At 68.8% G+C, this 12159-nt stretch carries 11 protein-coding genes; 8 read left to right on the top strand and 3 right to left on the bottom strand.

The genetic code is table 11. The features are described from left to right. Window positions 1-37: 37 nt before the first annotated feature. The 3 genes from ACIRF9_RS03980 to ACIRF9_RS03970 all read right to left on the bottom strand — a co-directional run bounded on the left by ACIRF9_RS03980 (window position 38) and on the right by ACIRF9_RS03970 (window position 3102). Window positions 38-1042 carry an ABC transporter substrate-binding protein gene (locus tag ACIRF9_RS03980; RefSeq protein WP_403815825.1) on the bottom strand — a complete coding sequence of 335 codons (1005 nt, stop codon included), beginning with the start codon at window positions 1040-1042 and terminating at the stop codon, window positions 38-40. A 133-nt stretch (window positions 1043-1175) separates the two neighbouring features. Further along, window positions 1176-2222 (bottom strand): LacI family DNA-binding transcriptional regulator, encoded by a 1047-nt coding sequence (locus ACIRF9_RS03975; protein ID WP_403815821.1) that lies wholly within the window; start codon window positions 2220-2222, stop codon window positions 1176-1178. Window positions 2223-2592: 370 nt separating this feature from the next. After that, window positions 2593-3102, bottom strand: a complete 510-nt coding sequence (locus ACIRF9_RS03970; protein ID WP_403815819.1) for a hypothetical protein — start codon at window positions 3100-3102, stop codon at window positions 2593-2595. Between the two features lie 81 nt (window positions 3103-3183). On the opposite strand from ACIRF9_RS03970, the gene ACIRF9_RS03965 reads away from it, so the two are divergent. The 8 genes from ACIRF9_RS03965 to ACIRF9_RS03930 all read left to right on the top strand — a co-directional run bounded on the left by ACIRF9_RS03965 (window position 3184) and on the right by ACIRF9_RS03930 (window position 12146). After that, complete coding sequence (locus ACIRF9_RS03965) at window positions 3184-3372, top strand: hypothetical protein (RefSeq protein WP_403815816.1); 189 nt, start codon at window positions 3184-3186, stop codon at window positions 3370-3372. 334 nt (window positions 3373-3706) lie between these two features. Beyond that, window positions 3707-4864, top strand: coding sequence for a mandelate racemase/muconate lactonizing enzyme family protein (locus tag ACIRF9_RS03960; protein WP_403815813.1), 1158 nt, complete (start codon window positions 3707-3709; stop codon window positions 4862-4864). Beyond that, window positions 4861-5865 (top strand): zinc-binding dehydrogenase, encoded by a 1005-nt coding sequence (locus ACIRF9_RS03955; protein WP_403815810.1) that lies wholly within the window; start codon window positions 4861-4863, stop codon window positions 5863-5865. The genes ACIRF9_RS03960 and ACIRF9_RS03955 overlap by 4 nt, the downstream gene beginning before the upstream one ends. Window positions 5866-5991: 126 nt before the next feature. Next, window positions 5992-6963 carry a hypothetical protein gene (locus ACIRF9_RS03950; protein WP_403815807.1) on the top strand — a complete coding sequence of 324 codons (972 nt, stop codon included), beginning with the start codon at window positions 5992-5994 and terminating at the stop codon, window positions 6961-6963. A 137-nt stretch (window positions 6964-7100) separates the two neighbouring features. Beyond that, the gene (chvE, locus tag ACIRF9_RS03945) at window positions 7101-8213 is read left to right on the top strand and encodes a multiple monosaccharide ABC transporter substrate-binding protein (RefSeq protein WP_403815803.1); all 1113 of its coding nucleotides are present in this window, start codon (window positions 7101-7103) and stop codon (window positions 8211-8213) included. A gap of 32 nt (window positions 8214-8245) precedes the next feature. Beyond that, complete coding sequence (gene mmsA / locus ACIRF9_RS03940) at window positions 8246-9796, top strand: multiple monosaccharide ABC transporter ATP-binding protein (RefSeq protein ID WP_403815801.1); 1551 nt, start codon at window positions 8246-8248, stop codon at window positions 9794-9796. Beyond that, window positions 9793-11037 carry a multiple monosaccharide ABC transporter permease gene (mmsB, locus tag ACIRF9_RS03935; protein ID WP_403815798.1) on the top strand — a complete coding sequence of 415 codons (1245 nt, stop codon included), beginning with the start codon at window positions 9793-9795 and terminating at the stop codon, window positions 11035-11037. The genes mmsA and mmsB overlap by 4 nt, the downstream gene beginning before the upstream one ends. Before the next feature lie 56 nt (window positions 11038-11093). Continuing rightward, on the top strand, window positions 11094-12146 hold the full coding sequence (locus tag ACIRF9_RS03930; protein ID WP_403815795.1) for an aldose epimerase family protein: 1053 nt from the start codon (window positions 11094-11096) through the stop codon (window positions 12144-12146). Window positions 12147-12159 lie beyond the last annotated feature (13 nt).

Here is a 12159-nt window from a genome sequence, read left to right as displayed (position 1 = left end):
CCGGTCGGCCGGAGGCCCTGCCGGTGGGTGCGGTCGGTCAGTACTGGCGGCTCGGGAGCGCGGCCTTGGCCTGGTCCTGGAGGAAGTCGCCCTCCTTGGTCTTGATCCAGCGCTCGACGGTCTCGCCGTCGTGCACCTTCTTGACGACGTCCATCAGCTGGGGGCCGAGGAGGGGGTTGCACTCGACGATGGCGTTGATCTTGCCCTCGGACATGGCCACGAAGCCGTCCTTCACGCCGTCGATCGAGACGATCAGGATGTCCTTGCCGGGCTTCTTGCCGGCCGCCTCGATGGACTGGATGGCACCGATGGCCATGTCGTCGTTGTGCGCGAAGAGGACGTTGACGTCCGGGTTGGACTGCAGGAAGGCCGCCATGACCTGCTTGCCGCCGGCCCGGGTGAAGTCACCGGTCTGGCTGACGACGATCTTCCAGTCGTCGGCGTGGTCGGCGTCCATGACCTCCTTGAAGCCCTTGGCGCGCTCGATGGCGGGGGCGGCGCCGGTGGTGCCCTCCAGCTGGGCGATCTTCACGTCGCCCTTGAGGCCGGCCGTCGCGATGACCTTCTCGAGGATCTTGGCGGCGCGGCGGCCCTCGTCGGTGAAGTCGGAGCCGACCAGGGTGACGTAGAGGGACTCGTCGGAGGTCTCGACCGAGCGGTCGGTGAGGACCACCGGGATCTTCGCGGCCTTGGCCTCCTTGAGCACGGCGTCCCAGCCGGTGACGACGACCGGCGAGAAGGCGATGACGTCGACCTTCTGCGCGATGTAGCTGCGGATCGCGGAGATCTGGTTCTCCTGCTTCTGCTGGGCGTCGGAGAACTTGAGGGTGTAGCCGGCCTCCTTGGCCGCGTCCTTCACCGAGGTGGTGTTGGCGCTGCGCCAGCCGCTCTCCGCGCCGACCTGGGAGAAGCCCAGGGTGATCGTCTTGCTGTCGCCCCCGGACGAGCTGGAGGAGCTGTCGTCCTTCTTGGCGCAGGCCGCCAGGCCGCCCGCCGCCGCCACGCCGACCGCCGCGGTGAGGAAGTTCCTTCTGCTGAGCATGTTCTTCTCCTTTGAAGAGCCGGCCCGGGGATGGACCGCTGGTACTCGAGTGGCCGGGCGCGAAACGTCCAGCCTGTCGATCATCGTTCGAAATGTCGGCCACACTGCGGGGCTCGGGCGGCCGATCGGTCTGTCAGAGGGGTACGCCCTCGGGTTGGGCGGTGTACGGGAACGTGCTGGCACGGACGACGAGTTGGGGCTCGATCGCGATCCGGGACGGGGAGGCGGCCGGCCGGCCCTCGATCAGTTCCAGGAGCAGGGCGATGCCTCGCTTGCCCACCGTCGAGAAGTCCTGGCGGACGGTGGTGAGCGGCGGAGCGAAGAACTCCGACTCCGGGATGTCGTCGAAGCCGACCACCGCGACGTCCTGGGGGGTCCGGACGCCTGCCTCGCGCAGGGCCCGCAACACACCCAGCGCCATCTGGTCGTTGGCGACGAAGACCGCGGTCAGCCCCCGGCCCACCCAGCCGGCCAGTTCCTGGCCCGCCCGGTAGCCCGACAGCGGACTCCAGTCCCCGCGCAGCAGCATGGGTGGCTCGACACCCGCCGCCTCGAGGGTCGCCCGCCAGCCGGCGGCCCGGTCCGCGGCCTCCTGCCAGTCCTCGGGCCCGGCGAGGTGCCAGACCGTGCGGTGGCCGGCGGCCAGCAGATGGCCGGTGGCCAGCCGCGCCCCCAGGTGCTGGTCCACGCTGACACCGGGGATGGCCACGCCCGGCCCGCTGCCCACGACCACCACCGGGAACTGATAGCGGAGTTCGGCGAGGGCGTCCACCGCCGACCGCTGCGGAGCGATGGCCACCACTCCTTCCACCCCGCCCTCGCTGAGGTGGTCCAGGGCCTCGGACAGCGTCTCCATGGTCAGCTTGCGCAGACTGACCGTGGAGACGAGATAGCCCTCGGCACGCGCCGCCTCCTCGAGCGCGAAGAGCGTACTGGCCGGTCCGTAGAGGGTGGTGTCCGAGGCGACCACTCCCAGCGTCCGGGTACGCCGGGTCGCCAGGGCCCGTGCGGAGGAGTTGCGGCGGTAACCCATCTCCTCGATCGCGCGCAGCACCCTGGCCCGTGTCGTCTCCCGCACATTGGGGTGTTCCCCCAGCACACGGGACACGGTCTGGTGGGACACGCCGGCCATGCGTGCCACGTCGGCCATGGTGGGCGGCCGAAGCTGCGTGTGTGTCACGGCCGCACCTCCTTGGCGCTCGTCTGCCGATAAGGCCTGTGATACGGGCGGACGCTCCCGCCCGGCCGGCTTCACGCCGGGATCCCGTGAAGCCCAACGGCACCGGCAGGAAAAGCGAGTTGGGGCACTACGGGCACGACGCTCATACCTCCCACGCTGGCGTTGGACGCTGACTGGTGAATGCGGAGGTCATTGTGAGCGCTAACAATTCCTGGCGGTCAAGAGGGCTGCAGCGGAAGGGCGTCACGGTTGAATAACGCGACCGGCGGTGGGACTTGAGGAACACACCCCTGGCAGAGTGCACAACTGCGGCTCCTGCCAGGGGAGTTCGCGCCATCGGAGCAGGGTTACGAGCACCATCCGGGCAGCGTTACGAGCACCACCACAGGAAGCGCGTGCACGTCTCCGACGGCGACGGCTCCGGGGACGGGTCGGCCGTCGTCGGGTCGGCGGTCGGGGTCGAACCCGAGTCGGCGGGGGCCGTCGAGCCGGAGGAGCCGGGGACGGTGGCCGACTGGGCTTCCCTGTCCGGGGTTTGGGTGGCGTCGTCCTCGTCGTCCGTGGACTCCGACGCCGACGGAGAGGCGGAGGTCTTCGGGGAGGCCGAGGACGTGCCCTCGGGGGCCTCCGCCCTGTCGTCCAGCGGCTGCGCGGACGCGCTCGGCTCCGCCGTCGAGTCGTCGACCTCGGACGACTCGCCCCCGGCCGCCGCCGGGTTCGGGGAGGAGGAGAACCCCGGTGCGTCCACGCCGAGTTCGGCCAGGCTCAGGCCGGCCGCCGCCAGCACGAAGCCGGCGGTGACAAGGATCGTGCGCTTGCGGCGCCGGCGGTGGACCGCGGCCTTGCGGTCGCGACGGCTGGCGTCCGCCGCGCCGTCCACGGCCGAGGAGCCCCGTCGGCCGGCCCGGCCCTGCTCGCGGCGGCGCGCGGCGCGGCCCTGCGGCTCGACACCCTCGCCCTCGTGATCGCCGTAGCCGTCGTGGCCGTCGTACGCGCCGCGCTCGTCATGGCCGTCGTACGCGCCGCGCTCGTCATGGGCGTCGTACGCGCCACGATCGTCGTGGCCTTCGCGATCATCATGATGATCGCCGGGAGCGGCGGAGTCGCCGTACGACTCCTGCCCGTGCGCGCCCTGCGGATACGCGCGTAGCGGTTCGGCAGGTGCGCCGCACCCCGGGCAGGCGAGGGCGCCGTTGAGGTGCCTTCGGCACGGGAGGCAGTAGTCCATGACGCGGGAAGACTAGATTCCCGGGCGGTCACGTTCCTAGGCTCGGCTGTGAAAGTTGTGTGGGAAACAGGCCATACCGGCGCGGCAGCTTGAGTGACCTGCCACACACCGCTACGCACCGGCTTCCCGAAAGGGCGTCGAAACTGTCGAAACGGTTGGTCGTTCGACCCATTGACACTCCGCTCACGCGGTACTTACTGTCTGCCCAGCATTTCGAACATGTGACGAAATCTCGAACAGCCGAAGGGTAACTTCCGTGCGCATCACCGGAATCAGCACGCACGTGGTCGGGACGCCGTGGCGCAACCTGACCTACGTCCTCGTGCACACCGACGAGGGCATCACGGGTGTCGGCGAGACCCGCATGCTGGGCCACACCGACGCGCTGATCGGCTACCTGAGAGAGGCCGAGCAGAATCACATTCTCGGCTCCGACCCGTTCGCTGTCGAGGACCTGACGCGCCGCATGAAGTACGGCGACTACGGCCGGGCCGGCGAGATCGTGATGTCCGGCATCGCCGTCGTCGAGATGGCCTGCTGGGACATCAAGGGCAAGGCCCTCGGGGTGCCCGTCTGGCAGCTGCTCGGCGGCAAGGTCACCGACAAGGTCAAGGCGTACGCCAACGGCTGGTACACCACCGAGCGGACCCCGGAGGCCTACCACAAGGCCGCCCAGGGCGTCGTGGAGCGCGGGTACAAGGCCCTGAAGATCGACCCCTTCGGCACCGGGCACTTCGAGCTCGACCACGAGCAGTCGCTCTACGCCGTCTCCCTCATCGAGGCCGTGCGCGACGCCATCGGGCCGGACGCCGAGCTGATGCTGGAGATGCACGGCCGCTTCTCCCCCGCGACCGCCGTACGCCTCGCCAAGGAGCTGGCGCCCTTCAAGCCGGCCTGGCTGGAGGAGCCCTGCCCGCCGGAGAACCTGAAGGCCCTGGAGAAGGTCGCCGCCAAGGTCGACATCCCGGTCGCCACCGGTGAGCGCATCCACGACCGCATCGAGTTCCGCGAGCTCTTCGAGAGCCAGGCCGTCGACATCATCCAGCCGGACGTCGGCCACATCGGCGGCATCTGGGAGACCCGGAAGCTGGCCGCGACCGCCGAGACGCACTACATGCTCGTCGCCCCGCACAACGTGGGCGGTCCCGTCCTCACCGCCGCCTCCCTCCAGGTCGGCTTCACCTCCCCCAACTTCAAGATCCTCGAGCACTTCAACGACTTCGCCGACGCGGAGATCAAGAAGGTGGTCAAGGGGGCGCCCGAGGTGATCGACGGGTACTTCCACCTCACGGACAAGCCCGGCCTCGGGGTCGAGCTGGACGTCGACGCGGCCGCCGAGTTCCCGCAGCAGCAGGCCCGCTTCGACCTGTGGGCCGAGGGCTGGGAGCAGCGCAAGCCGAAGGGCACCCAGTGAGCACCGCCGTAGTCGTCGAGGCGCCCGGCGAGCACCGGCTCGTCGAGCACTCGCCCCGCGAGCCCGGCCCCGGCGAGGCGCTGGTCCGCGTCCACGCCGTCGGCATCTGCGGCAGCGACCGCGAGGTGTACCAGGGCAACCGGCCCGAGGGGTACGTCCGCTACCCGCTCACCCCCGGCCACGAGTGGTCGGGGACGGTCCAGGCCGTGGGCGCCGGTGTCCCCGCCTCCCTCGTCGGCCGCAAGGTCGTGGGTGAGGGCTTTCGGAACTGCCAGGTGTGCGACCGCTGCCACGCGGGCGAGACCACGCTGTGCACGGACGGGTACGAGGAGACCGGTTTCACCCAGCCGGGTGCGATGGCCGCCACCCTCACCCTTCCGGCCCGGCTGCTGCACGTGCTGCCCGAGGACGCCGACCTCACGGCCGCCGCCCTGCTGGAGCCCGCCGCGTGCATCGCGGCGGCCGCCATCAAGGCGCACGCCCTGCCGGGCGAGAAGGTGGCCGTCGTCGGCACGGGGACGCTGGGCATGTTCGCCGTCCAGTTCCTGAAGGCGGGCTCGCCGGCCGAGCTGCTGGTCGTCGGCACGCGCAACGACCGGGAAACGTTGTCCCGGCAGTTCGGGGCCACCGACTTCCGTACCAAGGACGAGCCGCTCCCCGACGACTTCGACGTGGTGATCGAGACCGCCGGGTCCGCGTCCGCGGCCCGCACCGCCGCCTCCCTGCTGAGGCGGGGCGGCCGGCTGGTCCTCACGGGCATCCCGGCACCGGGTGCCGACGGGCTCGACCCGACGGATCTGGTCGTACGGCAGCTGGAAGTGCACACCGTTTTCGGGGCACCCCCGGACGCCTGGTCGCACACCGTGCGCGTGTTCGGCGCCGGCCTGCTGGATCCGCTGCCGCTGGTCACGCACGAGCTGCCGCTGGCCGAGTTCTCCGCGGCCATCGAGCTGGTCGGGTCCGGCGATCCGAAGGTGGGCAAGGTACTGCTCCGGCCATAGGCCCCAGGCCTCCCAGTCGTACGCCGGTACGGGGATGACCTGACCACCCCCGTACCGGCGTACACCCAGCCCCGCACGACTTGAGCCGCGAACCTTGACCGAAATCTCGAACACAAAGGACAGCATGTGACCACCGACGCTTCCGCCACGGCAGCCCGCCGACCCGGTGAGCGTGCGCTCGCCGAGCTCGGCCTGGGCGCGCCCGCCCTCGACCCCGCCGACGCCTCGCCGCACACCTTCCCGGGAGGCGGCCGCTGGCGCACCGAGGTCCCTTCGTGCGAGGGTCCCGAAGCGCTGGCCGTCATCCTGAAGGAGGCCTCGCGGCTCGACGTGCCGATCCACCGCATCAGCCAGGGCAGCGGCGTGTGGATGCTGTCGGACGCCGAGATCACCGAGATGGTCGAGGCGACGGGCGAACGCGACATCGAGCTCTGCCTGTTCACCGGTCCGCGCGGCACCTGGGACATCGGTGGCTCGACCCGTACCGACTCACGCGGCGGCGGCCTGCGCGCCCGCGGCCACGACGCCGTGGCCGGCTGTGTCGAGGACGCCGTCCGCGCGACCGAACTGGGCGTCAAGTGCCTGCTGGTCGCCGACGAGGGCGTGCTGTGGACGCTGCACCGGGCGCGCGCGGCGGGCATCCTGCCAGCCGACACGACACTGAAGGTGTCGGCGCTCATCGGCCCCGTCAACCCGGCCTCGTACGCCGTCTACGAGCGGCTCGGCGCCGACTCGCTCAATGTGCCCAGCGACCTGACGCTGGATCACCTCACCGAGATCCGCCGGGTTTCCGGCGCCCCCATGGACATGTACATCGAGGCTCCCGACGACCTCGGCGGCTACATCCGGATGTACGAGGTCGCCGAGCTGATCCGGCGCGGCGCACCGCTCTACCTGAAGTTCGGTCTGTCCAAGGCTCCCGGCATCTACCCCTACGGGCACCACATGAGGGACCTGACCCTGTCCACGGCACGGGAGCGGGTCCGGCGCGGCCGGCTCGCTCTCGATCTGCTCGCACGCCATGGCGCCGACGGTGACATGGCTCCTCTCGGATCGCGTCTGCCGGGTGAACTGAACAGGTTCGACATCCCTGCATAACGTTCCGGAAACCCCCTTCACACAAGCCGACACAGGCGCGCAGAATCCCACACACCTCCTTCTCGGTCCTCCCCGGTTCACCTCGGCCGGGGGCGTCCAGCATCACGAGACCGAGCCGGCACACCACATCAAGGATGATGATCATGCGTACTCGTAGAGCCGCCTTCGCCGCCATAGCCGGAGCCGCCTCCCTCGCCCTGACCCTGACCGCCTGCGGTCAGGACAGCTCGGGCGGCAGCAAGGAGGAGAAGGGCAGCGCCAAGGGCGGGACGATCGGCATCGCGATGCCGACCAAGTCCTCCGAGCGCTGGATCGCCGACGGCAACAACGTCGTCAAGAACCTGGAGTCCAAGGGCTACAAGACCAAGCTGGTCTTCGGCGAGGACGACCCCGACCAGCAGGTCTCGCAGATCGAGAACCTGATCACGCAGGGCGTGAAGGCGCTGATCGTCGCCGCCATCGACAACAAGTCCCTGAACAACGTGCTCCAGCAGGCCAAGGACGCGGACATCCCGGTCATCGCCTACGACCGTCTGATCCTCGGCACGCCGAACGTCGACTACTACGCCTCCTTCGACAACACCAAGGTCGGCGAGCTCCAGGCCAACTACATCGTCGAGAAGCTGGGCCTGGCGAGCGGCAAGGGCCCCTTCAACATCGAGCTGTTCGCCGGTTCCAACGACGACAACAACACCAAGTACTTCTTCAACGGCGCGATGAGCGTGCTCCAGCCGTACATCGACAAGAAGAAGCTCGTCGTCCAGTCCGGTGACACCGCGCTCACCCAGGTCACCACCCTGCGCTGGGACGGCGCCACCGCCCAGCGGCGCATGGACGACATCCTCACCAAGTCCTACACGAGCAAGAAGGTCGACGCGGTCCTCTCGCCGTACGACGGCATCTCCATCGGCATCATCTCGGCGCTGAAGTCGGACGACTACGGCTCCAAGAGCAAGCCGCTGCCCGTGGTCACCGGCCAGGACGCCGAGCTGGCCTCGGTGAAGTCGATCATCGCCGGCGAGCAGACGCAGACCGTCTACAAGGACACCCGCGAGCTGGCCAAGGTCGCCTCGAACATGGTGGACGCGGTCCTCAACGGCAAGAAGCCGGAGACCAACGACACGAAGACCTACGACAACGGCTCGAAGGTCATCCCCGCCTACCTGCTGGAGCCGGTGAGCGTCGACAAGACCAACTACGAGCAGGTCCTGGTCTCCGGCGGCTACTACACGGCGGACCAGCTCAAGTAAGCGTCGAACCTTAAGGATTGGAAGGCACGACCATGGCGGGACCCGTCCTGGAAATGCGCTCGATCGTCAAGACCTTTCCCGGCGTCAAGGCGCTGTCGGACGTCACCCTGACCGTCCAGCAGGGCGAGGTCCACGCCATCTGCGGTGAGAACGGCGCCGGAAAGTCCACCCTCATGAAGGTGCTCTCCGGCGTCCACCCGCACGGAACCTACGAGGGCGAGATCCTCTTCGAGGGAGAGGTCTGCCACTTCAAGGACATCCGGGCGAGCGAGCACCACGGCATCGTCATCATCCACCAGGAACTGGCGCTGTCGCCCTACCTCTCCCTCGCGGAGAACATCTTCCTCGGCAACGAGCACGCCAAGGGCGGGTTCATCAACTGGAACGAAACCCTGCGGCACGCCACCGAGCTGCTGCGCCGGGTCGGTCTGAGCGATCACCCCGAGACCCGCGTCGCCGACATCGGCGTGGGCAAGCAGCAGCTCGTGGAGATCGCCAAGGCGCTCTCGAAGAAGGTGAAGCTGCTCATCCTCGACGAGCCGACCGCGGCGCTCAACGACGAGGACAGCGAGAAACTCCTGGACCTGATCCTGGAGTTGAAGAAGCAGGGCATCACCTCGATCATCATCTCCCACAAGCTGAACGAGATCCGCAAGGTCGCCGACTCGGTGACGATCCTGCGGGACGGGCAGACCATCGAGACGCTCGACGTGAAGGCGCCGGAGACGACCGAGGACCGGATCATCAGCGGCATGGTCGGCCGCGACCTCGAGAACCGCTTCCCCGAGCGCACGCCGCACGAGGCCGAGGAGGGGGCGGCTCCCGCGCTGGAGATCCGCAACTGGACCGTGCACCACCCGATCGACCAGCAGCGCAAGGTGGTCGACGACGTGTCGATCCACGTCAGGCGCGGGGAGATCGTCGGCATCGCGGGCCTGATGGGCGCCGGCCGCACCGAGCTCGCGATGAGCGTCTTCGGGCGCACGTACGGCCGGCACGCCGGCGGCACGGTCCTCAAGGACGGCAAGGAGATCCGTACGAAGTCCGTCGCCGAGGCGGTCAAGCACGGCATCGCGTACGTCACCGAGGACCGCAAGCACTACGGCCTCAACCTCATCGACACCATCAACCGCAACATCTCGCTGACCGCCCTGAAGAAGGTCGCGAAGCGCGGGATCGTCGACGAGCACGAGGAGCGGCAGGTCGCCGAGGGCTACCGCAAGTCGATGAACATCAAGGCGCCGACCGTCTTCGAGCCGGTGGGCAAGCTGTCCGGCGGCAACCAGCAGAAGGTCGTCCTCAGCAAGTGGATCTTCGCGGGTCCGGACGTGCTGATCCTGGACGAGCCCACGCGCGGCATCGACGTCGGTGCCAAGTACGAGATCTACACGGTCATCGACCAGCTGGCCGCCCAGGGCAAGGCGGTCGTCTTCATCTCCTCCGAGCTGCCCGAACTGCTCGGCATGTGCGACCGCATCTACACCATGGCCGCCGGGCGGCTCACGGGCGAGGTCCCGCGGGCCGAGGCCACGCAGGAAGTGCTGATGCGTCAGATGACGAAGGACAAAGAGGTAACGCGATGAGCACCGATGTGACCGACAAGATCCCGGCCGCGGCGCCGCCGGGCAAGGACGGGGGCGCGGGCGGCGAGGGTCTGCTGCAGCTGGTGGTCGACGGTCTGCGGCGCAACATGCGCCAGTACGGCATGCTGCTCGCCCTCGGCCTGATCGTCGCGCTCTTCGCGGTGTGGACCGACGGCCAGCTGCTGCTGCCGCGCAACGTCTCCAACCTGGTCCTGCAGAACAGCTATGTCCTGATCCTCGCGATCGGCATGATGCTGGTGATCATCGCGGGTCACATCGACCTGTCGGTCGGTTCGCTGACGGCGTTCGTGGGTGCCTTCGCGGCCGTACTGACCGTGGAAAACAGCGTTCCCTGGCCGGTCGCGGTGGTGCTGTGCCTGATCGTGGGCGCCATCGCGGGAGCCGCTCAGGGCTTCCTGATCGCCTATCTCGGCATACCTTCCTTCATCGTCACCCTGGCCGGCATGCTGATCTTCCGCGGTGTGACGGAGATCCTGCTGGAGGGCCAGACCCTCGGCCCGTTCCCGGACGGTCTGCAGAAGATGGGCAACGGCTTCCTGCCGGAGGTCGGCCCGAGCACGAACTACCACAACATCACGCTGCTGCTGGGCTTCGCCCTGATCGCCTTCGTGGTCCTCCAGGAGATCCGCGACCGCAAGCGTCAGCAGGAGTTCTCGCTGGACGTGGCGCCGCGCAACATCTTCCTGCTCAAGCTGGTGTCGCTGGTCGCCGCGGTCCTGGTGGTCACGCTGATGCTGGCCAGCTACAAGGGCGCGCCGATCATCCTGCTGATCCTGGGCGCGCTGGTGGTCGGCTACGGCTACGTCATGCGCAACGCCGTCTTCGGCCGGCACATCTACGCGATCGGCGGCAACCTGCCGGCGGCCAAGCTGTCCGGCGTCAAGGACAAGAAGGTCACCTTCCTGGTCTTCCTGAACATGGGCGCGCTGGCGGCGCTGGCGGGTCTCGCGATCGCCGCCCGGCTGAACGCGGCCTCGCCGAAGGCGGGTCTGAACTACGAGCTCGAGGCGATCGCCTCGGCGTTCATCGGTGGCGCGTCCATGAGCGGCGGTGTCGGTACCGTCCTCGGCGCGATCATCGGTGGTCTCGTCCTCGGTGTGCTCAACAACGGCATGAACCTCCTGAGCGTCGGCACCGACTGGCAGCAGGTCATCAAGGGCCTGGCCCTGCTGGCCGCGGTCGGCTTCGACGTCTGGAACAAGCGCAAGTCCGGTTCGTAGACCGGACCGGGGCCCCGCCGGAAGGCGGGGCCCTTCTTTTTTGACAGGGAGGCGGAATGCCGGTGAAAGAGCTCTTCGGCAAGCTCACCGACGGCACGGAGGTCCACAGCTGGTCCCTGGAGAACGGCGGCACCCGCCTGCGGGTCCTGTCCTACGGCGCCATCGTCCAGTCGCTGGAGATCCCCGACCGGCACGGCCGGTACGAGAACGTCTCCCTGGGCTTCGGCACCCTCGAGGACTACGTCGCCGGGTCTGCCTACTTCGGGGCGCTGATCGGCCGCTACGGCAACCGCGTCGCCGAGGGCCGGTTCCCCCTCGACGGCACGGTCTGCCACATCGACGTCAACGACGGCGCGAACAGCCTGCACGGCGGCGCCCGGGGCTTCGACCGGCGGGTGTGGGACGTCGAACCGTTCGAGACCGGCCCGGACGTCGGTCTGCACCTGTACCTCACCAGTGCCGACGGGGAGATGGGGTACCCGGGCACGCTCAGCGTGAAGGTGACGTACACCCTCACCCGGGACGGCGACTGGCGGATCGACTACGAGGCCACCACCGACCGGACGACGGTCGTCAACCTCACCAGCCATGTCTACTGGAACCTCGCCGGCGAGGGCAGCGGCTCGGTCCACGACCACGAGCTGTCCATCGCCGCCGCCCGCTGCACCCCGGTCGACGCGGGTCTGATCCCCACGGGTGAGCTCGCCGACGTCGAGGGCACTCCCTTCGACTTCCGTGAGCCCAAGGAGATCGGCCGGGACATCAGGGGCGCCGACCCGCAGCTGCTGTACGCCAAGGGCTTCGACCACAACTGGGTCCTCGACAAGGGCGTGACCGCGGAGCCGGTCCGGGTGGCGACCCTGCGCGACCCGTCCTCCGGCCGGACCCTCGGGATCTCCACCACCGAGCCGGGTCTGCAGTTCTACTCCGGCAACTTCCTCGACGGCACCCTCGTCGGCACCGGCGGCCGGGCCTACCGGCAGGGCGACGGCCTCTGTCTGGAGACGCAGCACTTCCCGGACTCGCCGAACCAGCCGTCGTTCCCGTCGACCGTGCTGCGAGCGGGACAGACGTACCGGTCGACGACGGTCCACTGCTTCGGCGCGTAGCCCTGCGCCGGGC

Origin of the sequence: Streptomyces sp. NPDC096132 (genome assembly GCF_044763345.1) — a bacterium.
Lineage (GTDB): Bacteria > Actinomycetota > Actinomycetes > Streptomycetales > Streptomycetaceae > Streptomyces.
The sequence above is the reverse complement of the archived record's forward strand: the minus strand, read 5'-3'. Positions and strand labels throughout refer to the sequence as shown.

Bases quoted from the DNA above. Each gene is read 5' to 3' on its own strand.
- ACIRF9_RS03930 (WP_403815795.1), top strand. From the start codon at position 11,094: ATGCCGGTGAAAGAGCTCTTCGGCAAGCTCACCGACGGCACGGAGGTC.
- ACIRF9_RS03980 (WP_403815825.1), bottom strand. From the start codon at position 1,042: ATGCTCAGCAGAAGGAACTTCCTCACCGCGGCGGTCGGCGTGGCGGCG.
- mmsA (WP_403815801.1), top strand. From the start codon at position 8,246: ATGGCGGGACCCGTCCTGGAAATGCGCTCGATCGTCAAGACCTTTCCC.
- mmsB (WP_403815798.1), top strand. From the start codon at position 9,793: ATGAGCACCGATGTGACCGACAAGATCCCGGCCGCGGCGCCGCCGGGC.
- chvE (WP_403815803.1), top strand. From the start codon at position 7,101: ATGATCATGCGTACTCGTAGAGCCGCCTTCGCCGCCATAGCCGGAGCC.